Source organism: Enterococcus sp. DIV0840 (assembly GCF_050527835.1).
GTDB classification, from domain to species: domain Bacteria; phylum Bacillota; class Bacilli; order Lactobacillales; family Enterococcaceae; genus Enterococcus_L; species Enterococcus_L ureasiticus.
Genome location: NZ_CP172876.1, coordinates 2,410,192 through 2,433,597, shown reverse-complemented (window position 1 = coordinate 2,433,597; position 23,406 = coordinate 2,410,192). Strand labels below are relative to the sequence as shown.

21 protein-coding genes are annotated in these 23,406 nt (G+C 36.1%); 17 read left to right on the top strand and 4 right to left on the bottom strand.

All coding sequences use genetic code 11. The features are described 5' to 3' along the window. Nucleotides 1–5: 5 nt before the first annotated feature. From IGL98_RS11565 to IGL98_RS11550, 4 genes are all read left to right on the top strand, one after another. Entirely contained in the window at nt 6–1,304 is a 1,299-nt protein-coding gene (locus IGL98_RS11565) for a pyrimidine-nucleoside phosphorylase (RefSeq protein WP_206843292.1), read from the top strand. Nucleotides 1,305–1,566: 262 nt separating this feature from the next. Further along, entirely contained in the window at nt 1,567–3,168 is a 1,602-nt protein-coding gene (liaX, locus tag IGL98_RS11560) for a daptomycin-sensing surface protein LiaX (protein WP_206911447.1), read from the top strand. A 195-nt stretch (nt 3,169–3,363) separates the two neighbouring features. Next, on the top strand, nt 3,364–3,687 hold the full coding sequence (locus IGL98_RS11555) for a PspC domain-containing protein (protein ID WP_206843294.1): 324 nt from the start codon (nt 3,364–3,366) through the stop codon (nt 3,685–3,687). Beyond that, the gene (locus tag IGL98_RS11550; protein ID WP_069646682.1) at nt 3,687–4,052 is read left to right on the top strand and encodes a phage holin family protein; all 366 of its coding nucleotides are present in this window, start codon (nt 3,687–3,689) and stop codon (nt 4,050–4,052) included. Before IGL98_RS11555 ends, IGL98_RS11550 begins: the two co-directional genes overlap by 1 nt. A 33-nt stretch (nt 4,053–4,085) precedes the next feature. On the opposite strand, the gene IGL98_RS11545 is transcribed toward IGL98_RS11550, so the two are convergent. Then, nucleotides 4,086–5,054 carry a GIY-YIG nuclease family protein gene (locus IGL98_RS11545; RefSeq protein ID WP_206843295.1) on the bottom strand — a complete coding sequence of 323 codons (969 nt, stop codon included), beginning with the start codon at nt 5,052–5,054 and terminating at the stop codon, nt 4,086–4,088. A 256-nt stretch (nt 5,055–5,310) separates the two neighbouring features. Here IGL98_RS11545 and hprK point away from each other — a divergent pair, with 256 nt between their 5' ends. From hprK to IGL98_RS11515, 6 genes are all read left to right on the top strand, one after another. Further along, on the top strand, nt 5,311–6,249 hold the full coding sequence (hprK, locus tag IGL98_RS11540) for an HPr(Ser) kinase/phosphatase (protein ID WP_206843451.1): 939 nt from the start codon (nt 5,311–5,313) through the stop codon (nt 6,247–6,249). Between the two features lie 128 nt (nt 6,250–6,377). Continuing rightward, complete coding sequence (gene lgt / locus IGL98_RS11535; protein WP_206843296.1) at nt 6,378–7,208, top strand: prolipoprotein diacylglyceryl transferase; 831 nt, start codon at nt 6,378–6,380, stop codon at nt 7,206–7,208. A gap of 387 nt (nt 7,209–7,595) precedes the next feature. Continuing rightward, nucleotides 7,596–8,612 (top strand): NAD(P)H-dependent glycerol-3-phosphate dehydrogenase, encoded by a 1,017-nt coding sequence (locus tag IGL98_RS11530; protein ID WP_206843297.1) that lies wholly within the window; start codon nt 7,596–7,598, stop codon nt 8,610–8,612. 19 nt (nt 8,613–8,631) lie between these two features. Further along, on the top strand, nt 8,632–9,528 hold the full coding sequence (gene galU / locus IGL98_RS11525; RefSeq protein WP_206843298.1) for a UTP--glucose-1-phosphate uridylyltransferase GalU: 897 nt from the start codon (nt 8,632–8,634) through the stop codon (nt 9,526–9,528). 190 nt (nt 9,529–9,718) lie between these two features. Then, a complete protein-coding gene (locus IGL98_RS11520) occupies nt 9,719–10,162 on the top strand; it encodes a DUF948 domain-containing protein (protein ID WP_069646676.1) in 444 nt (147 codons plus the stop codon). A 23-nt stretch (nt 10,163–10,185) separates the two neighbouring features. Beyond that, nucleotides 10,186–10,776 carry a YtxH domain-containing protein gene (locus tag IGL98_RS11515; RefSeq protein ID WP_069646675.1) on the top strand — a complete coding sequence of 197 codons (591 nt, stop codon included), beginning with the start codon at nt 10,186–10,188 and terminating at the stop codon, nt 10,774–10,776. A gap of 55 nt (nt 10,777–10,831) precedes the next feature. On the opposite strand, the gene IGL98_RS11510 is transcribed toward IGL98_RS11515, so the two are convergent. Next, nucleotides 10,832–11,932 carry an aminopeptidase P family protein gene (locus IGL98_RS11510; RefSeq protein WP_206911448.1) on the bottom strand — a complete coding sequence of 367 codons (1,101 nt, stop codon included), beginning with the start codon at nt 11,930–11,932 and terminating at the stop codon, nt 10,832–10,834. A gap of 213 nt (nt 11,933–12,145) precedes the next feature. Between IGL98_RS11510 and ccpA the strand changes: the two genes are divergently transcribed. Further along, a complete protein-coding gene (ccpA, locus tag IGL98_RS11505) occupies nt 12,146–13,147 on the top strand; it encodes a catabolite control protein A (RefSeq protein WP_206843302.1) in 1,002 nt (333 codons plus the stop codon). Nucleotides 13,148–13,291: 144 nt separating this feature from the next. Further along, nucleotides 13,292–13,918 carry a sugar O-acetyltransferase gene (locus IGL98_RS11500; protein WP_206911449.1) on the top strand — a complete coding sequence of 209 codons (627 nt, stop codon included), beginning with the start codon at nt 13,292–13,294 and terminating at the stop codon, nt 13,916–13,918. 122 nt (nt 13,919–14,040) lie between these two features. Here IGL98_RS11500 and IGL98_RS11495 read toward each other — a convergent pair whose 3' ends face one another. Then, on the bottom strand, nt 14,041–16,506 hold the full coding sequence (locus IGL98_RS11495; RefSeq protein ID WP_206911450.1) for a transglycosylase domain-containing protein: 2,466 nt from the start codon (nt 16,504–16,506) through the stop codon (nt 14,041–14,043). Nucleotides 16,507–16,607: 101 nt separating this feature from the next. Next, a complete protein-coding gene (locus IGL98_RS11490) occupies nt 16,608–16,982 on the bottom strand; it encodes an iron chaperone (RefSeq protein ID WP_206911451.1) in 375 nt (124 codons plus the stop codon). Nucleotides 16,983–17,206: 224 nt separating this feature from the next. On the opposite strand from IGL98_RS11490, the gene IGL98_RS11485 reads away from it, so the two are divergent. The 5 genes from IGL98_RS11485 (at nt 17,207) to IGL98_RS11465 (ending at nt 23,193) form a co-directional block, all read left to right on the top strand. Beyond that, a complete protein-coding gene (locus IGL98_RS11485; protein WP_206911452.1) occupies nt 17,207–17,659 on the top strand; it encodes a DUF1801 domain-containing protein in 453 nt (150 codons plus the stop codon). A 494-nt stretch (nt 17,660–18,153) separates the two neighbouring features. Continuing rightward, on the top strand, nt 18,154–19,047 hold the full coding sequence (locus IGL98_RS11480) for a deoxyribonuclease IV (protein ID WP_206843312.1): 894 nt from the start codon (nt 18,154–18,156) through the stop codon (nt 19,045–19,047). 226 nt (nt 19,048–19,273) lie between these two features. Next, nucleotides 19,274–19,495 carry a YneF family protein gene (locus IGL98_RS11475; RefSeq protein WP_010760812.1) on the top strand — a complete coding sequence of 74 codons (222 nt, stop codon included), beginning with the start codon at nt 19,274–19,276 and terminating at the stop codon, nt 19,493–19,495. A gap of 162 nt (nt 19,496–19,657) precedes the next feature. Continuing rightward, nucleotides 19,658–21,409, top strand: a complete 1,752-nt coding sequence (locus IGL98_RS11470) for an ABC transporter ATP-binding protein (protein WP_206911453.1) — start codon at nt 19,658–19,660, stop codon at nt 21,407–21,409. Beyond that, nucleotides 21,409–23,193, top strand: a complete 1,785-nt coding sequence (locus IGL98_RS11465) for an ABC transporter ATP-binding protein (protein ID WP_206843315.1) — start codon at nt 21,409–21,411, stop codon at nt 23,191–23,193. The genes IGL98_RS11470 and IGL98_RS11465 overlap by 1 nt, the downstream gene beginning before the upstream one ends. The last annotated feature ends 213 nt before the right edge of the window (nt 23,194–23,406 follow it).

Genomic DNA, 23,406 nt, shown 5'->3' with positions numbered 1-23,406 from the left:
AGAGAATGAGAATGGTCGACGTTATTGAAAAGAAACAAAATGGATTTGAATTAACAAAAGACGAAATTAAATTTTTTATTGATGGTTACACTGCAGGAACAATTCCAGATTATCAAGCAAGTGCATTATTAATGGCTATTTATTTCCAAGATATGACAGATGAAGAGCTTGCCAACTTAACTTTAGCGATGGTTGATTCAGGTGATGTGATTGATTTATCAGGGATTGAAGGCGTAAAAGTGGATAAACATTCTACGGGCGGTGTTGGCGATACAACAACATTAGTTTTGGCTCAACTCATTGCAGCGTTAGATATTCCTTTTGCGAAAATGTCAGGTCGTGGCTTAGGTCATACAGGTGGAACGTTAGACAAATTAGAATCATTTGACGGGTTCCATATTGAAATCAGCGATGAAGAATTCATTAATATTGTCAATAAAGATAAAATCGCTGTTATCGGACAATCTGGAAATCTAACACCGGCAGATAAAAAAATCTATGCATTACGCGATGTGACAGGAACTGTAAGTTCTATTCCTTTAATTGCTGGATCTATTATGAGTAAGAAGATTGCAGCAGGTGCAGATGCAATTGTTTTAGATGTGAAAACAGGTGCTGGAGCATTTATGAAAACAGAAGAAGATGCTGAAAAATTAGCTGAGGCAATGGTTCGTATCGGAAATCTTGTTGGCAGAAAAACAATGGCAATCATCTCTGATATGTCTCAACCTTTAGGTGCGGCAATTGGTAATTCTTTAGAAATTAAAGAGGCAATCGATACGCTAAAAGGAAATGGACCGGAAGATCTAACTGAGCTAGTCCTAACTTTAGGTAGTCAAATGGTTGTTTTAGCAGAAAAAACAGATTCTTTAGACGAAGCACGTAAGATGTTGTTAGGTGTGATCGAAGATGGTTCAGCTCTAGATAAATTTGCAGTATTCGTTAAAAATCAAGGTGGGAACCCAGAATGGGTGAAAAATCCTGATTTACTTCCTCGAGCTGAATATACATTTGAAGTAACGGCAGATAAAGAGGGTGTTGTATCTGAGATTGTTGCGGATGCTATTGGTGTTGCAGCGATGAAACTAGGTGCCGGTAGAGCAACCAAAGAAGATGAAATTGATTTGGCTGTTGGTCTAGTATTGAACAAAAAAATTGGTGATAATGTTAAAGTTGGCGATTCTCTTGTAACGATTCATGCAAACAAAAAAGATGTTGCAGAAGTAGAAGCGATGATCAAAGAAAATATCCAAATTGGCGGCAAAGTAAATGCGCCTAAATTAATTTACAAACAAATTTCTTAAAAATAATCGATTATTTACTATTACTATAGAAGCTTTCAGAATAATTGACTGTTTAGTGTAGTACATTTAAAGGAAGAGGATAACACTCAAAGTGAGCGATCTTCTTCCTTTTTTGACTTTTATATAATTATTTTTTGATACCGTACGGAAGTACAGGTTAAAATTCATTCTAAAGTCCTATGACAAACAACTAAAAAGAATGCATAATAGGTACATAAGGAAAACACCCTCGGGTGAAAAATTTGCTAAGGAGGCAATTTCCATGAAAGAAAGAGAAAGAGTATTAGACTTAGTTAAAAAAGGTATCCTATCTTCAGAGGAAGCTTTAGTATTATTAGAAAACATGGCGACAGAAAAAGATGAAAAACAAATCAAAAAAGCTGCTGACCAAGTAAATGTAACGAATCCAACTGTTGGCACAAAAGAGAATGATAAAGTCGTAGATTTATTAAATAAGTTAGAAAATCAAAAGGAAGAAGACGTAGTCGAACCTGAAATTTCTGATGAAGATATTAAAGCAAAAGAAGCGGAAGATCATGAACGCTTAGAAAAAATTCTAGATAATCTAGCAACAGAAGCGAATCGTGCCTCTGTTGAGTTAGACGAAATCAATGCTGAAATTGCAGGTGTTAAAGAAGAAATCAAAGAAGCGCAAGAAAAATTGATGGAACTAAACACTAAAGAAGAATTAAGCGAATTAACAAACGAAGATTTAGAGTTAAGAGCATCTCTAGAAGCTGAGATCAAATCATTAGAAGATTCTTTAGATGAACGAATTCAAGAGAAAATCGCTCTCGAAGCTGAATTGAAAAATATTCGTAAAGAACAATGGTCTGGTGCGAAAGATCGTGTCGCTTCAAAATTTGATATTCCTGATGATTGGAAAGATCAAGCAACAGATACAATCAATCAAGTTGGAGAAAAAATGAGTGAAGCGGGTTCTCAATTAGGTTCATTCCTTAAAAAAACGTTTAGCACATTCTCAGAAACAATGAATGATAACATGGAATGGAAAGATGTTAGTTTTAAAGTTCCTGGTGTTGCTACAACGAAATTTGAGCATGAATTTAATTACCCAGCACCACTTGCAAGTTTGATCGATGTTAAAGTTGCAAATGGAAATATTGTATTCAAAACATGGGATCAACCAGATGTGAAAGTAGAAGGAAAAATCAAACTTTATGGTAAAATGGATGCTGAAACACCTCTTGAAGCCTTTTTAGAAAGAAGTCAGATCGATGTAGATGATGAAGTGATTTCATTCCAAATTCCAAATAAACGCGTTCGCGCAGACTTAATTTTCTACTTACCTGAACGGACATTTGATCACGTATCAATCAAATTATTAAACGGAAATGTCACAGTTGAATCATTGAAGGCAAAAGATGTTTATACTAAATCAACAAATGGCTCAATCACATTTAATAAAATCGATGCAACAATGCTTGAAATCGAAGGTGTAAATGGGGACATTAAAGTCTTAGATGGTGAAATTTTAGATAATATCATCGAAACTATTAATGGAACCGTAACGATTGCTGCAACGCCTCAAACGATCGGTGTTTCATTGATCAATGGTGATGTTCGTATCACTGCGAAAGAAAAGACACTACGTAAAGTAGAAGCAAGTTCTGTAAATGGCAATGTCAAAATCGCATTACCGAACGAACTAGGTGTCGAAGGAACAGTAAAAACAAGCTTAGGTAGTATCAATAGTCGCTTAAGTGATTACGAAGTTATTCGTGAAAAGAAAGAAAGAACCAACCAATTGCTACAATTTAGACGATTAAATGATGATGATATGGCGCAAATCAATGCTTCTACAACAACAGGAAACATTTATTTAAAAGACACAGATAAATAAATGTGTAGAACAGTGAATCTATAAAACGTGTCTATTCCTCGAACAAAAGTTAAGAGAAAAACTCTTAGCTTTTGATCAGGAAAAATTAAAAAAAGAATGGTCAAAAAGGCAACAATTCAGTTTTTTTTTAAAGAAAAAACTTTTGTCTCAGTATCCATTTTAGTGTATAATTTTAAAGATGAGAGGTGAAAAGAGATGAAAAAACAATTAACAAAATCTCCTAATAATGTGGTATTAACAGGAAGCTTAGCAGGTATTGCTGAGTGGATCGGTGTCGATCCTACCATCGTACGAGTGATTTATGTTATTCTTGCTATTTTCTCTGCAGGTTTTCCAGGATTCTTGCTTTACATTGCGTTAGCTGTATTGCTTCCATCTGGTAGAAGTAGAAATTACGATAATTATGGAAATAAAAATCCGTATAATAGAAATACTCGTAATCCCAACCCATATGCAAATGAACACAAACAAAGAAAACAAGCGGAAAAAGTCAACGATGATGACTGGAGTGACTTCTAATGACATACTTTCAACGTCTGATCGTTAATACGTTGACATTTGTTTCACTCTCAGTAATTTTTCCGAATATGATTTATGTGAGAAGTATCTGGATGGCGGTCATTGCAGCATTTGTGCTTTCCATATTGAATATGCTAGTAAAACCTGTGTTGACGATTTTGTCGCTTCCGTTTACGTTACTTACGTTTGGTTTGTTTAGCTTCATTGTGAATGCTGCGATTTTAAAAATGACATCGTCTTTTGTTGGAGAGATGAATTTTGGTTTTTCCAGTTTTGGAGCAGCGATTTTAATGGCAGTGATCATGTCTTTAGTAAATATGATCGTTAGTGAACGTAATTTAGATAAATATAGTGAAAAAGGATAAAACCCGAACGTTTAGTTGGGTTTTATCCTTTTTTTATGCAAATAGGTCAGTAAGTTCGACTAGTTGGCATTCTTTGTGTCGATTAATATAACTATATAAAATATTGATAAAATCGACTTGGTCTTTGGAAAACTGCTGTCTATTTTCAGGTTTATTTTTAGGAAGTATCTTTTTTGCGAGTTCACTAGGTGTATATTTAGTAAAGGTTCGTTTCGTCAGTATTCGGCTATTTATAACAAGACCTTGATAAATCAGATAATATTTCATTTTTGATCCAATCGGAAGAGATAAAAGTTGCCAATTGGTTTGAGATGCTAGAATCAATTTTTTATTTTGATTGAAAAAGCGTGTTAGAAATTGCCAATCTTCGCGTAACATTGCTGCTTTTTCGAATGATTGATTTTCTGAAGCTAAAATCATTTTTGTTTCTAAACGATTTTGGGGGAGTTGATTGTTCAGAGTAAATGCACCAAGTAATTCTGCAACAGCAGTTTCACGATCTAATGGAGGCATGGTACTTTCAGAGAAAGACTGTTGCCAATAATTTTTTTGATTTAAGCCATATAGGTTTTCTAAAATCCGTTTTAGTTCTGAAAGTCTTCTATTGATAGAAAAAGGACCAAAACAATTTTTTTTCGTTGGAACAGTGCATATGTTAATCGAAAGTTCTTCTTTTTCGGTATTGATTTCAATATATTTATATTTTTCAAAAGAGTTCATCTGCCGATTATAGATTGGACGATATTCTTGGATCAATTGACATTCTAGTAAAAAGGCATCAAGCTCAGAAGCTACTTGAATAACGTCGAAATCAGTTAGTTGTTGAATCATCCGAATGTTTTTACTTGAATGCTGTTTGTTTTTAACAAAGTAGCTACTGACACGTTCCCTAAGCTTTTTTGCTTTGCCTACATAAATGATTGTTCCGTGTTTATCTTTCATTAAATAAACACCTGGACTTAAAGGCAGTTTTCTTGCCTGTTCTTTTAAATTATTTTTCATGAGAAACACATCCAATTGATTATTTTTGACTGGATACAGTGATACAAATTAAGTATACAAATTAATTTAGGATAGTCAATGTTTAACTGGTAATTAGTGGGCGGAAACCTATTTCTTAATAAAAGGAGGATAGTGAGAAAAATTAATCACTGAGAACACAAACAAAACAAGAACAATCTTCCTAATAGCTAGAAACTTGCCACCTGAAATGATAAAATGGAACGAGTAGAGATCTGGAAAGGAATGAATGATAAAGATGGAAGAAGTTGTAAAAATTCATCAACTGGTAGAAAAGCTTTCTTTAGAAGTCGTTTATGGCGATGAAGAAAGTTTAAATAGAGAAATCACAACAGGAGATATTTCTCGTCCTGGACTGGAATTGACTGGGTATTTTAATTATTATCCCCACAATCGCTTACAATTATTCGGTAGTAAGGAGATTACATTTTCTGAACGAATGATACCTGAAGAACGTTTGATGGTGATGCGTCGTTTATGTGAGAAGGATACGCCGGCTTTTATTATCTCTAGAGGATTAGAAGCACCTGAAGAAATGGTACAAGCGGCGAAAGAAAAAGGATTAGCCGTTTTACGCTCACCGATTTCTACATCGAGATTGTTAGGAGAATTATCAAGTTATTTAGATAGTCGTTTAGCAGCAAGAACTAGTGTACATGGTGTTTTAGTTGATGTTTATGGACTTGGTGTCTTGATTCAAGGCGACAGCGGTATCGGTAAAAGTGAGACAGCGTTAGAGTTGATCAAGCGTGGTCACCGATTGATCGCAGATGACCGAGTAGACGTTTATCAGCAAGATGAATTGACAGTTGTTGGTGAACCACCTAAGATTTTGCAGCATTTGATCGAGATTCGTGGGATCGGGATCATTGATGTAATGAATCTATTTGGCGCAAGTGCAGTTCGTGGTTTCATGCAAGTCCAACTTGTTGTTTATTTAGAAGCTTGGGAAAAAGATAAGAAATATGATCGTTTAGGATCAGATGATGCAATGGTTGAAATTGCTAGTGTTGATGTTCCCCAAATTCGCATTCCTGTCAAAACTGGGCGTAACGTGGCGATTATTATTGAAGTTGCTGCAATGAATTTCCGTGCGAAGACTATGGGATATGATGCAACGAAGTCCTTTGAAGAACGTTTGACTCGATTAATTGAGGAAAATTCAGGGGTTATCTAGCTGCAAGAGCTAGTCTCTCGGAAAAAAGATAAATTATGAAAGAGGCAAAGAACACCTCAGTCATAATTTCCTATTTTTCAGTCGAGACAAAACGAGCTCATTCAGCTTTTAAATTAGGAGGAAGCCAAATGTTAGGACAAGTAAACCCAGTAGCGTTTAATCTTTTTGGAATATCCGTTTACTGGTATGCAGTTATTATCGTTTCAGGAATCGTGCTAGCTGTTTGGCTAAGTAGTAGAGAAGCAGTTAGAGTCGGTTTGAAAGAAGATGATGTGATCGACTTTATGTTATGGGGCTTACCAAGTGCTATTATTGGAGCTCGCTTGTACTATGTGATTTTTCAATGGCAGGATTATGTTGATAATCCAATCGAAATTATTTTAACTAGAAATGGTGGTCTGGCGATTTATGGTGGTCTGATTGGTGGAGGACTTGCATTATTTTTCTTCACAAGACATCGTTTTATTTCGACTTGGACATTTTTAGATATCGCAGCGCCGAGTGTTATTTTAGCACAAGCAATTGGACGTTGGGGTAATTTTATGAATCATGAAGCATATGGTCCGGCAACAACACGGACATTTTTAGAAGGATTACATTTACCCAGATTTATTATCGACAATATGAATATTGATGGAACGTATCATCAACCAACTTTCTTATATGAATCTATTTGGAACGTCTTAGGATTTATTGTATTGATCATTTTGAGGAAAAAGAAAAATTTCTTAAAAGAAGGCGAAGTCTTTTTAGGCTATATCATCTGGTATTCTTTCGGGCGTTTCTTTATTGAAGGAATGAGAACAGACAGTTTATATGCATTTGGAAGTATTCGAGTGTCACAACTCGTTTCTCTTGTGTTATTTTTCGGGGCAATCATGCTTGTGATTATTCGTCGTAAAAAAGGAACAGTAAAATTTTATGACCGCGACAAAGGAACTCTCAAAAAGGCCATGTAGAACTGCCCATTTCAGCTAAGCTATGGTAAAATGTTAGGTGGGTATGAAAGTTATAAAATTAGACATTTAATTTGGTTATTTAAAGAAATAAGAAGATGAATAGTGGAAAGATTTATAGAAGTGTTTTGATCTAGCTTACCAAACTAGCTCTTCGGGAAGAAGATAAAAATTGAAGGAGTCAAAGAGCGACTCAATCAATTTTTCCTATCTTTTTCAGAGCTGGCGAGTTTGTTCAGCTTTTCTATGATCTAGCCTCATCGAATCAGCTCTAAGTAAAATAGACAATCTTTACATTGAACAAAAAGAGTTCAATATTCAGATTCCTAATTTTCAATAGCGCTAAACGATTCGTTCAGCTTTTCTTATTTTGAAAGGAGATTTTCACCAATGAAACAAAAAGTTGCTGTTTTAGGTCCGGGTTCATGGGGAACTGCATTGGCACAGGTTTTAGCAGAAAATGGTCATGAGGTTCGTATATGGGGACATAATAAAGCACAAATTGATGAAATCAATATGCACCACACGAATCATCATTATCTACCTGATCTGGTTATTCCAGAATCAATTCAAGGCATGATGTCATTAGAGGAATGTATTCAAGATGCAGATGCGGTCTTGTTTGTTGTTCCAACAAAAGCGATTCGAGCGGTTGCAAAAGAATTTACAGCGAAATGTACGAATCAGCCATTGATCATTCATGCAAGTAAAGGGTTGGAGCAAGGCAGTCATAAACGAATATCTGAAGTTTTGATGGAAGAAATTCCAGCAGAAAAAAGACGTGGTGTGGTTGTTTTATCTGGTCCGAGTCATGCTGAAGAAGTGGCAGTTCATGATATTACAACAATTACTGCTGCTAGTGAAACAATAGCTGCGGCGACATATGTTCAATCGCTATTTATGAATGATTATTTTAGAATTTATACAAATGATGATGTAATTGGAGTTGAAACGGGTGCTGCTTTGAAAAATATCATTGCCTTAGGAGCAGGTGCAATTCATGGTTTAGGTTTTGGCGATGATGCGAAAGCTGCGATCATGACGCGCGGTTTAGCTGAAATTAGCCGTTTAGGTGTGGCGATGGGCGCAAATCCTTTAACCTTTATCGGTTTGAGCGGAGTTGGTGATTTAATCGTTACATGTACCAGTGTTCACTCACGTAACTGGCGAGCCGGAAATCTCTTAGGAAAAGGGCATAGCTTAGACGAAGTTCTCGAAAATATGGGGATGATCGTTGAAGGTGTTTCAACAACAAAAGCGGCATACGAGCTATCTCAACAGTTAGATGTTGACATGCCAATTACAGAAGCAATATACAAGGTGTTGTATGAAGGTCAAGATGTAAAACAAGCGGCAAAAGAAATTATGCTGCGTGATGGTAAAACAGAAAACGAATTTTCTATATAATTTTAGGAGGCCAATTGGCATGAAAGTAAAAAAAGCAGTTATTCCAGCAGCTGGACTGGGAACAAGATTCTTACCCGCAACAAAAGCAATGGCAAAAGAAATGCTACCTATCGTCGATAAACCAACAATTCAATTTATCGTTGAAGAAGCATTAGCATCAGGAATTGAAGATATTTTGATTGTTACAGGAAAAGCAAAACGTCCTATCGAAGACCATTTTGATGCGAACTTTGAATTAGAAAGTAATCTTCGTGAGAAAAACAAAACGGATTTATTAAAATTAGTAGAAGAAACAACTGATGTCAATCTTCACTTTATTCGTCAATCTCATCCAAAAGGATTAGGTCATGCTGTGTTACAAGCAAAAGCATTTGTTGGCAATGAACCGTTTGTTGTTATGCTAGGCGATGATATTATGGAAGATAAGATCCCATTGTCAAAACAATTGATGAATGATTATGATGAAACACATGCATCAACGATTGCAGTAATGAAGGTTCCTCATGAAGAAACTTCGAAATATGGAATCATAAATCCAGAGGCTGAAGTTGCTAAAGGGTTGTATAACGTAAATAATTTTGTTGAAAAACCAACACCAGAAGAAGCACCGAGTGATCTAGCGATTATCGGTCGCTACTTGCTAACGCCAGAAATTTTCCATGTATTGGAATCTCAAGAACCAGGAGCTGGTGGTGAAATCCAATTAACAGATGCCATCGATACATTGAACAAAACGCAACGCGTATTTGCTAGAGAATTTACTGGTAAACGTTATGATGTAGGCGATAAGTTTGGTTTTATGAAAACAAGTATTGAATATGGCTTAGTTCACCCAGAAGTAAAAGAAAACTTACGTGAGTATATTATTGAATTGGGCGCTGAGCTTGCTAAAGAAGATGCACCTAAAAAGAAATAAACTAAACGTTTTATAGGATTATTTCATTTTAAGACAGAACAAAATTTGCTCTGTCTTTTTTCTATAAAATCTAGAGACTCAGGGTATAAATTGCTATAATTAAGATAACAAAGCTAACTGAATAATTTGTGAAAAATACCAGTTGGTGTTATTCTAAGAATATGGAATAATTGATGGAAGGAGCAAGAAGATGACAGGTGGAGAGGTTGCAGCGATTATTGCTGCAGTGGCGTTTGCTGTATTAGTAGTATTTATTGTTTTAGTATTGATGAAAATCAGTAAAACAGTAGATAAAGTGACTACCACAGTAGATGAAGCAAATAAAACGATTGAGGTCGTAACAAAGGATGTCGATATTTTATCTAGACAAGTAGAGGGACTTTTAGTAAAAAGTAACGAGTTGCTAGATGATGTCAATAAAAAAGTAGCAACAATCGATCCGTTATTTGAAGCAGTTGCAGAGCTAAGTGAAAGTGTTTCTGAGTTGAATTACTCTAGCAGAAATTTACTTGGCAAGGTCGGAGCAGTTGGAAAGACAACAGCTAAAGCAGGCGTTGTTAGTAAAGTTGGCGGAGCGGCTTTTAGAGCATTTCGTCCAAAAAAATCACCAAAAACAAGTGGAACAACTAAATAAAAAAAGATAATGGAGGAATCAACATGGCGAAAAAAGGCGGATTTTTTTTAGGAGCAATTATTGGTGGAACAGCAGCTGCAGTCGCAGCACTTTTATTAGCACCAAAATCAGGTAAAGAATTGCGTGAAGACTTAGCAAATCAAGCAGATGATTTTAAAGATAAAGCAACGGATTATACAGATTACGCTGTGCAAAAAGGGTCTGAATTGTCATCTATTGCTAAAGAAAAAGCAAGTGTGTTAGGCGAACAAGCGGGTGATTTAGCTGGAAATGTTAAAGATAAAACGAAAGATTCATTAGACAAAGCACAAGGCGTGTCTGATACAGTTCTAGAATCGTTCAAGAAACAAACAGATGATTTATCTGATCGATTTAAAAAGACTGCTCAAGATGTAAATGATCAAGTTGATGAATTAGGTGATATCGCAGAAGATGCTTCCGATGATATTTTTATAGATGTCAAAGAATCAGCGAAAAAAGCGAAAGCAACGGTTTCAGAAGGCGTTGCTGAAGCAAAAGAAGTAACAAAAGACGTACCAGAAAAAGCTGAAGAAGCAAAAAAGGATACAAAGAAAGCTGTCAAAGAAACAGTAGAAGATGTTAAAGGTAAATAATAAAAGCAATTAAAAAACAAAGCCAACATTCTAAGAAGAATGCTGGCTTTGTTTTTTAATCAATAATTTTTAATTCTTTTGGTGTTTTTGTAAAAGCTTCACAACCGGTTTTCGTCACATGTAAACAATCTTCGATCCGTACACCCACTTTTTCTGGAATATAGATACCAGGCTCGATAGAGAAGCACATACCTTCTTCAATAACCAGATCATTTCCAGTTACTAGAGAAGGATATTCATGAACGGTAGTCCCGATACCATGACCTAGACGGTGATTAAAGTATTCACCATAGCCGTAACTGCTGATAACACCGCGAGCAACTTCATCTAATTCTCCAGCGGTAACACCTGGTTTTACCGCATCCATCGCTTTTAATTGTGCTTCTAAAACGATTGAATAGATTTCTTTTTGAAAATCTGTTGGCTCTTTATAAGCGACAGTTCGTGTAACGTCGCTGCAATAACCATTGTAAACAACGCCTAAGTCAAATAAAACTAAGTCTTGTTTCGCAACAGCCGTGTTCCCGGGATTACCGTGCGGACTTGCGGCATTTTTTCCAGTTAGAACTAAAGTATCGAAGCTCATCGAACGAATGCCTTGACGTTTTAGTTGGTATTCGATTTCGGCCAGTATTTCTTGCTCTTTAGCACCTTCTTTAATCGCTTTGAAACCAATCTCTAAAGCAACATCCGCCCAATCTCCAGCTTCCATCAATTTAGCCACTTCAGATGGTGTCTTTAGCAATTGCAATTTTTCAATGACTGGGGTGACATTGGCTGAAAAATCGCTATTTGGAAAATAATTATTTAAAATATCAAAACGAGCAACCGTTAAGGAGTCTTTTTCAGTAGCAATCTTACTTGGAATACTATTTTTTTTGATAAGTTGGGCGATCTTTTCCCAAGGATTTTCGCTATCAAGATAGCCATAGACAGGATATGCCCATGAACTTTTTTCAGCATCTTCAACTTCTAAAGCTGGGGTAAATAAAAAAGGGTCATGATTTAATGAGATAAATAAAGCTAAAACCCGTTCGTGAGGATCGCTTTTGTAGCCGGAAAAATAGGCAATGTGCCCGGGATCACTAATATAAGTGAGATCGATATTTTCGCTTTCCATCCATTTTTTTAGTTCATTCATTTTTTCTTGATTCATAAATATCCTTCTTTCTTTTAGAGCTGGTTACTGTAAAACTTATCTTTATCATACCACGAAATGCCGTAAAGCGCTTTTTGAAATATGGAGTAAATTTTCATGAAAATAGGATAAAACGGTTGCAATAATAAAAAAACTCTGCTATTCTTAGTGAGAAATGTAAACAGCGTTTTCAGAAAATGAAAACAAATATAAATATTTAGGAGAATTAACATGGAAAAACAAACAATTACTATTTATGATGTTGCGCGTGAAGCAAATGTATCCATGGCGACAGTATCTCGCGTAGTCAATGGCAATCCGAATGTGAAGCCTGCTACACGGAAAAAAGTGTTAGAAGTAATTGACCGCTTAGATTATCGCCCCAATGCTGTAGCCCGTGGCTTAGCAAGCAAAAAAACAACGACTGTAGGGGTTATTATCCCTGACGTTAGTAATATCTTTTTTGCCTCTTTAGCTCGAGGGATCGATGATGTTGCAACAATGTACAAATACAACATTATTTTAGCGAATTCTGACAGCAACGATCAAAAAGAAGTCAATGTATTAAACAATCTTTTGGCAAAACAAGTCGATGGAATCATCTTTATGGGTCACCATATCACAGATGAGATTCGTGGCGAGTTTTCTCGTTCTAAAACACCTGTTGTTTTAGCTGGTTCGATCGATCCTGATGAACAAGTAGGTAGTGTAAACATTGATTATAAAGAAGCAACAAAAGATGCAACAAATTTATTAGCTAAAAATGGCAATAAAAAAATTGCCTTTGTCAGTGGTGCATTGATTGATCCTATCAATGGTCAAAACCGCATCAAGGGTTATAAAGAAGCGTTAGCTGATAATGGCTTATCTTATAATGAAGGCTTGATTTTTGAGTCTGAGTATAAGTTTAAAGCTGGTATCTCTTTAGCTGATCGTATTCGCAATAGTGGTGCCACAGCGGCTTATGTGACAGATGATGAACTAGCAATTGGTTTGTTGGATGGCATGATCGATGCTGGTGTGAAAGTACCTGAAGAATTCGAAATCATTACAAGTAATAACTCATTACTAACAGAAGTTTCTCGTCCACGTCTATCAAGTGTAACACAACCGTTATATGACATTGGTGCTGTAGCAATGCGTTTATTGACAAAATTAATGAACAAAGAAGAAATTGAAGATAAGACAGTTATCTTGCCTTATGGTATGGATCAAAAAGGTTCAACTAAATAAATAACTGAAAGTATTGATTGCTTATCAAAGGTACTCCCTATAGAATAGAGACTAGATAAAACTAGTATCTATTCTATAGGGAGTATTTTTAGACTAAAAATCACGATTGATTTATATCATATAATTGAAAAAGGAGTATGGCAAATGAATATGAGAGAACGAATAATTGCTGGTAAGCTATTTTTAGATGGTTGTGAAGGATTACCTGAGGAGCGAAAAAAGGCAAAAAAAAGAATGATAGCGTTTAATCAAACGTTACCAGATGAATTAGAAGAAAGATTTCAGCTTTTAGACGAAATTTTTGGATCGAAAGTAAACGCATGGATCGAACCACCTTTTTATTTTTGCTATGGGTATAATATTCAGCTTGGTGAAGAATGTTACCTAAACGTGGGCTGTACCTTCATTGACGATGCTAAAATAAGCATTGGAAATAAGGTTGCTTTTGGCCCAGGAGTCACTATTGCAACTGTAGGTCATCCTATTCATCCTGACTATCGACGGTTGATGTATGGAAATCCAGTAACGATTGAAGAAAATTGTTGGATTGGAGCGAATACAACAATTTGTCCAGGTGTAACGATCGGTAAAAATAGTGTGATTGGTGCGGGTAGTATAGTGACAAAAGATATTCCAAAAAATTCCGTTGCTGTGGGAAATCCTTGTAAGGTGATACGTGAAATCAGTGAAGAAGACCGTCAATTTTACTATAAAGACCAGCCTTTTTTGAAAGAAGATTTAGTAGAAGTTTATCGATTAAACGATGTATAATGTAGCTGAAGAGCAATTGATAAAAAGTTTTTGATTCAAAACTAAGCTGTAATATAAAACAAAGTGCCACCCAAAATTGTAATTTTGGGTGGCACTTTAAAATTAAAGAAAGGTTTAGGTGTTTAGTTATTACTTCCACTTGACGTCGGTGTAGTATTTTCTTTCTTATTATCTTCTTTTTTCTTTTCTTCTTTTTTCTCAGAAGAAGAGGGAGTTGTTGAACCAGAGTTTGAAGGGGAAGACGTTGCATAACGGCCCCAATAAGCACTGTAGTTAGCATCTGATCCACCGTATCCAAATTTATATTGGCTTTTTGGAGCGCCATCTTTTGCATAGAACGATTCGACATTTGGTCCTGGAGCCGTGTAAGTTCCACCGTTATAGGTGAAAGTACCCGGTTTCTCTCCTGTAAAGCTTGAGACATTTGATTTGATCACGTCTTTAGAAAGGGTGAATTTTTCACCAGCACCGAATAGATCAGGTCTGACTGAATAGATTGCATTTGCCAGATTTGCTAAGTAGGCACTATTTTGATCCCCGCTATTTGGACTCATTGCTGTTGGATTATCATAACCTGTCCATGAACCCAATGTAATAGTTGGTGTCGAAACGACTAACCAAGCATCTTTGTAGGAATCTGTTGTTCCTGTTTTACCAATCCAATCGACATTTCCAAAGGCTGGATTTAGTCCATTTATCATGTTTTTGAACGGAGTCGTTATTTTTGAATCTAAGACAGAACGCATCATATCATTCATGATCGAAGCGGTTGCTTCAGAGTATACTTGAACAGGTGCTTCTTTATGTTCGTAAATAACTTTTCCACTATTGTCTGTGATCTTATCGATCATATAGCCTTTTTGATATTGTCCTTTATTGGCCAGCGCTTGAAAACCGTTCGTTTGAGTTAGAACAGTTGCTTCTACAGAACCTAAAGGGGCAGATTGATAAGCCCAAGCTTCACTAGCAGGGTAATTCATCTTACTTAAATAGTTATTGTAAGAGAAATTATCATCGCCCATCTTTGCTTTCATCGCTTCATTTAGATGATAAACTGGAATATTATATGACCATTCTAATGAATGACGGACAGTGTCAAAGGTATTTGTTCCTGAATTTGTCGCATTTGTCAGCTCACCACCACCAGTGTAAGAGGTAGGATAGTTGGCTAAGCGACTTTCTGAACCAATCATTCCTTGGTCGATAGCAGGTCCATAAACTGAAATTGGTTTGATCGTAGAACCAACTTGGCGGATTGTATCTAATGCATGATTACTTTGGCTGACATTAAAGTCACGACCTGCGACAAAGCCGATAATCCTGCCCGTTTTATTGTCCATCAAAACATTTCCAGTTTCAACAAGTCCAGCACCATAGCCATCATCTAGCATGTATCCGAAGTTTGCGACAGCATTTTGCATGGTATCATAAACTGTTTGATCGATTGTTGATTGAATCGTATAACCGCGATTTTGGATTTCTTTTCGTGCTTGATCTTTGTATTGAGAAAGTCCTAAATCATCAAGTGTTTCTTTTTTGACACCAGACTTTTCTATGTTAATATCCATCACTGCATTGGTTGCTTGTTCCAATACAGCATTGTAGAGATAGCTTTCGGTGTTTTGGTTTGATTCTTGTTGCGGTTGGAAATCTTGTTTTAAATCATAACTTTTAGCTGCTTCATATTCTTCTTTCGTGATGGCTTTTTCACGATACATACTGAATAAAACAAAATCTTTTCGCTTCATTCCGTAAGCTAAATTTTCATCAGCTTTCAAGGCCCCTGTATTGCTATAAGGGGTGTAAATGATTGGACTTTGCGGAAGTCCAGCGATAAAGGCTGCTTGTGGAAGAGTTAAGTCATTGGCACTTTTGCCGAATAGTCCTTTGGCTGCTTCTTCAACACCGGCAATATTTTCACCTTTGTTATTACGGCCAAAGGGTGAAACATTTAGATAAGTTGTCACAATCTCATCTTTTGAAAAGTACTTCTCAATACGATAAGCCAGCAAAATTTCATTGGCTTTCCGCTTGAATGTTGTTTCATCTGTCAAGATTTGTTGCTTCACTAACTGTTGTGTTAGTGTCGAGCCACCAGATGAACCACCCATCCCTGTTGCATCTGAAACAAGTGCTCGGATGACTGCTTTTGGAACAACACCTTTGTGTTCCTCAAAGTATTCATCCTCGGTAGAAATAATCGCTTTTTTCAAAAGAGGAGAGATGTGTTCACTGTCAACTCTCGTTCTGACCAAATCAGATTTGATCATTGCGATATTTGTGCCATCAGCGTAAGTCATTCGAGAAACTTCAGTGATATCACTGATTTCTGTTTGGAGCTCTTCTTTTGTCGGTGGTTGTGTATCTTCAACTAGAAAAGCAAAATACCCCATACCGATCCCAAGACCTAAAGCACCACCTAATAGTAGAATAACAACTGCAAAGACAAATAATGATTGCAGTACACGAATCACTACATTTATAATCAAAAAAATCTTTTTCTTTTCTGGTCCGTTATTAGAATGTTGTTCCGTTTTACGGGAATTATTCTGATTGTCCAAAAGCTTCACCTCAATATAATGATACATTCCGTGATATTATAGCAAAAAAAATCTATAATGAACAGTTGTTCAGGTATTTCTGGGTATTTAATCAAAAAAACTTAATATAAATGGGTAGAAAAGGTTAGTTATCGTTTTGTTTGATTCGTGTGGAAATCATGACTATTTTTTCCGTTTTCTTCTAATCTAAATAATACAATGTTTTTGATTAAGTCTATTGGTAACTCATGATCGAGAGGAAATTGAATGGCGCCTTTACTCGTTTTAAATTCTGTCAGTTCTTGTTTGAATGCTTCAATAGCTGCTGGGGTTGGATAAAACCCAATATGATGTTTAGCATTAGCGAAGTGAACTAAGTTTTCATTTAAATAGAAGGTCGGCATACCGTAAGACATTTTTTCTGTTGCATCAGGGATAAGTTGTTTGATAGTTTTATAGAGTTGTTGTAGTTTACCTTGGCGATCTTCTGGAATAGTTGAGATGTAATCTTCAATAACAGTCATATTATTTACCTACTTTCTTATCTGATAATATATTCAGTATAGCATGGTGTATAGAGAGATGGATTTATTTTAATTTAAAAAAAATAGAGAGTGAAAGCAGTAACCGTTTTATGTTACACTATCATTGCATTGTAGAGCAACGTGGAAGTCTGAAAATTATAGAGAAGTAAGATCGTAAATTAAGATTGGACTAAAAAAGATTGATTAAGATATGGAGGGTATTTATGAACGAGGTTCTAGAATATGTAGAGAGCATCGATGCAAAATGGCAGGATTCTTATCAACGATTAGCGAAAGTTATTGCTGAAAATATACCTGAGGGATTTGTCTTACGTTTGCAATACGGAATGCCAACTTATGTTGTTCCTTTAAATGTTTTTCCGGAGGGCTATTTAGGTAGACGATATGAACCGTTACCGTTTATCAGTTTAGCTGCTCAGAAAAAGCACTTATCCTTTTATCATATGGGAATCATGGGGAATAAAGAATTGTTGACTTGGTTTGAAGAAGAATATCAAAAGGTAGTTCCAATGAAGTTGAATATGGGGAAAAGTTGTATTCGGTTCAGTAATCCGAAAAATATTCCTTACAAGTTAATTGGGGAATTAGTTGGTAAGATTTCGATGGAAGAATGGGTCGCTAGCTATACTCGTTTTGCAGAAAAAAATAAGAAGTAGCTACAGCTTTGTTAAAGAAGCAAAAAGATTGTTTTTTCTGATGGTTTCACGTACTCTTTTAAAGGATGCTGAATTTAGCAGAGGTTTTATGAGTATATAGGTAGTTAGTTAAGAAGTGGACTAGTTTTTCAGCTTCTTCTCTGAAACGCAATGAACAAAATGAATTGATTTGAAAAGTACAAGGTGTAGCAAAGCAGAACAATGTTACCATATAGTATCTAGCTATGCTTTTAAAATTATCTAGCTTCACGGGCTAGCTCCTAGGGAAAAAGATAAAAAATGAATGAGACAAAAAGCTTCTCAGTCATTTTTTCCTATTTTCCAGTCGGAGCTGAACGAGCCCGCTATGCTTTTAAAATTATCTAGCTTCACGGGCTAACTCCTCGGAAAAAAAATAAAATCCGATTGTGACAAAAAGCGTCACCCTCTGATTTTTCTATTTTTCAGTCGGAGCTGAGCGAGCCCGTTACGCTTTTAAAATTAGGAGGATCATTATGTTATTAGGTTCACATGTTAGTATGAGTGGTAAAAAAATGTTATTAGGTTCAGCCGAAGAGGCTGCGAGTTACGATGCGACGACGTTTATGATCTACACTGGGGCGCCGCAAAATACACGTCGTAAACCGATTGAAGAGATGAATATCGATGCAGGTCAAAAGTATATGACTGAGCATAATTTAAGCAATATCGTTGTGCATGCTCCTTATATTATTAATTTAGGTAATACGATTAAATTAGAGAATTTTGGATTTGCTACTTCTTTTTTACGCCAGGAAATTGAACGTGCTCATGCATTAGGTGCAACACAAATCACACTTCATCCAGGTGCTCACGTAGGAGCTGGCGTGGATGCAGGTCTGAAACAAATCATCAAAGGTCTTGACGAAGTTTTATGGAAAGAGCAAGTTCCACAAATTGCACTTGAAACAATGGCAGGTAAAGGAACTGAATTAGGTCGTACATTTGAAGAGTTGGCCACGATCATCGAAGGCGTTAAGTTAAATGAAAAATTGTCTGTTACAATGGACACATGTCATATCAATGATGCTGGTTATAATGTAAAAGATGATTTTGACGGTGTTTTAGAAGAATTTGATAAAATCATTGGGTTAGAACGTCTGAAAGTTGTTCATGTCAATGATTCTAAAAATCCAATGGGCTCTCATAAAGATCGCCATGCCAATATTGGTTTTGGAACGATTGGTTTTGACGCTTTAAATAAAGTAGTTCATCATGAAAAATTGAAGGAACTACCTAAAATTTTAGAAACACCTTATGTGGGTGCCGATAAAAAGACAAGCAAAGCGCCTTATGGCTATGAAATTGCGATGTTAAAATCACAAAAATTCGATCCAGATTTATTGGAAAAAATCGAAGCGCAACAATAAGAACAGAAATGAAATGGTCTTTCGTAAATTTCTTGTGAGGAATATGACAAAAGACCTTTTCTTTTTGGTCTGTTTCTAGTAAAATGATTTCTTGAGAGCAATTTATAAAATAGGGTTAAATAATCCTATTAAAAATGAGAAACGGTAGGTTAGATAAGAATAGTGACTGCATAACAAACCCGCAGAAGTTCTTGTCCAGCTTTTCTAATAGAAAGGAGAGGTTTATATGTCAACAGGTTTAGTAGTATTGATCGCGATTATCGCTTTATTAGCAGGTGCAGCAGGTGGATTTTTCCTTGCGCGCAAATATATGCAAGATTATTTTAAAAAGAATCCTCCCGTTAATGAGGAAATGTTACGAATGATGATGATGTCTATGGGACAAAAGCCTTCTGAGAAGAAGATTCGTCAAATGATGCAGCAAATGAAGAACCAAGGAGACAAATAAGGTTTTTTCATTGCTATTCAGAATTCAAGAGCAAACGGGCCGATTTTTTGGCCCGTTTTTTTGCACTTTTTTTTAATAAATGAAAGGAGTTGTATTGAAATGGGCAAACAACAAATGAAAGATGTGAGCGCACAGTAGTCAATTTAGAAGAGGAGAATGTACATGTCTATATTTAAAAAATTAGGGTGGTTTTTCAAACAAGAGAAAAAAAGTTATATTATTGGGGTATTTTCATTGGTAATGGTGGCGCTTGTACAATTAGTTCCGCCAAAAGTTATTGGAATCGTTGTGGATGAAATCGCTGCAAAAAATTTGACGATCAAACCTATTTTGTTTTGGGTCAGTATTCTTTTAGCAGCAGCTTTAGCACAATATATTTTTCGTTATATTTGGCGGACGCATATATGGGGAAGTGCTGCAGGATTAGAAAAAGATTTAAGACGGCAATTATTCCATCATTTCACAAAAATGGATAATGATTTTTATCAGAAATATCGAACAGGAGATTTGATGGCGCACGCAACCAATGATTTGAATGCGATTCAAAACGTTGCAGGAGCGGGTATTTTAACCTTTGCGGACTCATTGATCACAGGGGGCGCTACGATAGTTGCCATGATTTTGTTTGTGGATTGGCGTTTAACACTGATTGCGTTGATTCCATTGCCTTTATTAGCTGTAACTTCAAGAGTTCTAGGGTCAAAATTACATGATGCTTTCCGAGACTCACAAGCAGCGTTTTCTACGATCAATGATAAAACGCAAGAAAGTATCACAGGTATAAAAGTAATCAAAACATTTGGTCAGGAAAAAGAAGATATTCAGGATTTTACAGAGAAAATCGATGATGCTATTGTTAAAAACAAAAGAGTTAACTTTCTAGATGCTTTATTTGATCCATTTATTACGTTGATCATTGGGATTTCTTATGTTCTGACCATCATTATGGGTGGACGTTTTATTATGGAAGGCACGATCACGATCGGGCAGTTGATTTCATTTATAAGTTATATTGGGATGCTTGTTTGGCCGATGTTTGCGATTGGTCGTTTGTTTAATGTACTGGAGCGAGGCAATGCAAGTTATGATCGTGTGAATGAGTTGCTCCATGAAAAGACACATATCATTGAGAAAAAAGATGCGATCCAAACACCTGCTAAAGGTCAGTTGTCAATGGAAATTGCTCAGTTCACCTATCCAAAAGATGATAATGCAACCTTGGAACAAATCAAATTTACAGTTGGTGTAGGAGAAACGCTAGGAATCGTTGGAAAAACTGGAGCTGGGAAAACGACGATTTTAAAATTATTGATGCGTGAATATGATCATTATCAAGGTCGCGTAACATTTGGTGGTCATGATATCAAAGACTATTCATTGGATGCGTTGATGAATTCGATGGGCTATGTTCCTCAAGATCATTTTCTATTTTCAATGACAGTACGGGATAATATTCGTTTTGCTAATCCTGATTTTACCGAAGCAGAAGTAGAACAAGCAGCTGAAATGGCGTTTATCAATAATGAAATCAAAGCGTTTCCTAAAGGCTATGAGACGTTGGTTGGAGAACGCGGCGTTTCTTTATCAGGTGGTCAAAAACAACGGATTTCAATTGCTAGAGCGTTGATCGTCGATCCTGAATTACTGATTTTAGACGACGCTTTATCAGCAGTCGATGCGAAAACGGAAGAAGCAATTCTTTCTAATTTAAAAGAAGCAAGAAAAGAAAAAACAACAATCATTGCAGCTCATCGATTAAGTAGTGTGATGCATGCAAAGGAAATCATTGTTTTAGATGAAGGAAAAATCGTTGAACGTGGAACACATCAAGAGCTGTTAAGACTTGCTGGATGGTATAAACGGATGTGGGATAAACAACAATTAGAAGCGAAGATTGAAGGGAGTGAAGCATAATGGAAGAAAAATATGAATCAGAATGGACAAAATCAGTTCCATTAAAAGAACAAGTTTCGATCGTTAAACGATTGCTGAAATTTGCACGACCATTTCGCCGTACTTTTTTAACAGCAATTTTGTTTGCTCTGATCCTGTCAATTATCAATATTCTTTTACCAAGGATCATTCAAACCTTTATGGATGATTATTTAACACCGAAAACGGCTACCAATCAAGTCATTCTATTTTTTGCTGGGTTGTATCTCTTCGGCGTGATCGTTAAAAGTATCGTTTGGTTTTTCCAATGGTTTTTATACTCAACTGCTTCACTCAAAACCTATCAATATATTCGTGTGAAGTTGTTTGAAAAACTGCAAACATTAGGTATGCGTTATTTTGATCAAACGCCAGCTGGATCGATCGTTTCTCGTGTAACAAACGATACGGAAACCTTATTTGAATTCTGGTATGTCTTTTTGATGGTTTTAACAGGTATTTTTGCTGTGGTTTCTTCCTTTATTGCGATGTTTCAAATCAGTGGGAAAATTGCGTTGTATAATTTGATTTTCTTACCTATTTTGCTGATCGTGATTTGGTACTATCAAAAATTCAGTTCTAGAATCTATAGAAGTATGCGTGAAAAACTAAGTCAGCTGAATACAAAGCTAAATGAATACATTTCAGGTATGCAAATCATTCAGCAGTTTAGGCAAGAACATCGTTTAGAAAAAGAATTTGAAGAAACGAATAATGACTATTTACGAACCCGGTTTTTAATGATCAAGACCAATTCATTGTTATTAGGACCAATCATTAATTTTCTTTATACATTAGCGATTGGTTTGACCTTGACCTTATTTGGGTATGATGCTCTGCATTCTCCTGTTGAAGTCGGAATGATTTATGCTTTTGTGACATATGTCCAAGCATTTTTTAATCCGATGACGCAGATGATGGACTTTCTAAGTGTCTTTACAGATGGGATGGTTGCTGGTAGCCGTATTTTGAAAATCTTTGATAACGAAGAATTGACACCGCAGCAAAACATTGGGGCCAATGCAGAAATCATTCGGGGGAAAATCGAATTTCGTAATGTTAGTTTTTCTTACGATGGAGAGAATAATGTCTTGAATAATATCAGCTTTATTGCCAATCCTGGTGAAACTGTCGCCTTGATTGGGCATACTGGTAGCGGTAAGAGTTCGATCATTAATGTTTTGATGCGTTTTTACGAATTTTATGAAGGTGAAATTTTAATCGATGATCGTGATATTCGTGAGTATCCATTGCCAGAATTAAGGAAAAAATTAGGCTTAGTTTTACAAGATGCGTTTATGTTTTATGGTGATATTGCTGGGAATATTCGGATGTTGAATCCAGAAATCACAGATGAACAAATCAAAGCCGCAGCGGAATTTGTTCAGGCAGATAAATTTATAGAAACCTTGCCAAAAAAATACCATGCAAAAGTCATCGAACGAGGAGCCAGTTATTCAAGCGGCCAGCGTCAGCTGATTTCATTTGCTAGAACGATTGTAACGGATCCAAAAATCCTTGTGCTGGATGAAGCAACAGCGAATATCGACACGGAAACAGAAGGCTTGATTCAAGAAGGTTTAGCAAATATGCGTCAAGGTAGAACAACCATTGCGATTGCTCACCGTCTATCTACCATTCGTGACGCGGATCTGATTTTAGTATTGGATAAAGGCCGAATCGTTGAACGAGGCAATCATGACCATTTATTAGCTCAAAAGGGTCTGTATGCAGATATGTATAAATTACAAAATAGTGAAGGGTAAAAGAAGAGTCTGAGGCAAGAGCTTCTTTTTCTCGATATTTATTCAGATTCACTGCGTGGAGCAAAACTGATTTTAGTTTTGCTCCACGTTTTTTTCTTATTAAAAGTAAGTATAAAAGAGATGATATCGAGAAAAAAGCATGATATAATGGGAAACGGAAATAAACGACTCAAAATAAATTTGTATGAGCAGATACTATCACTGGGCAGAAAG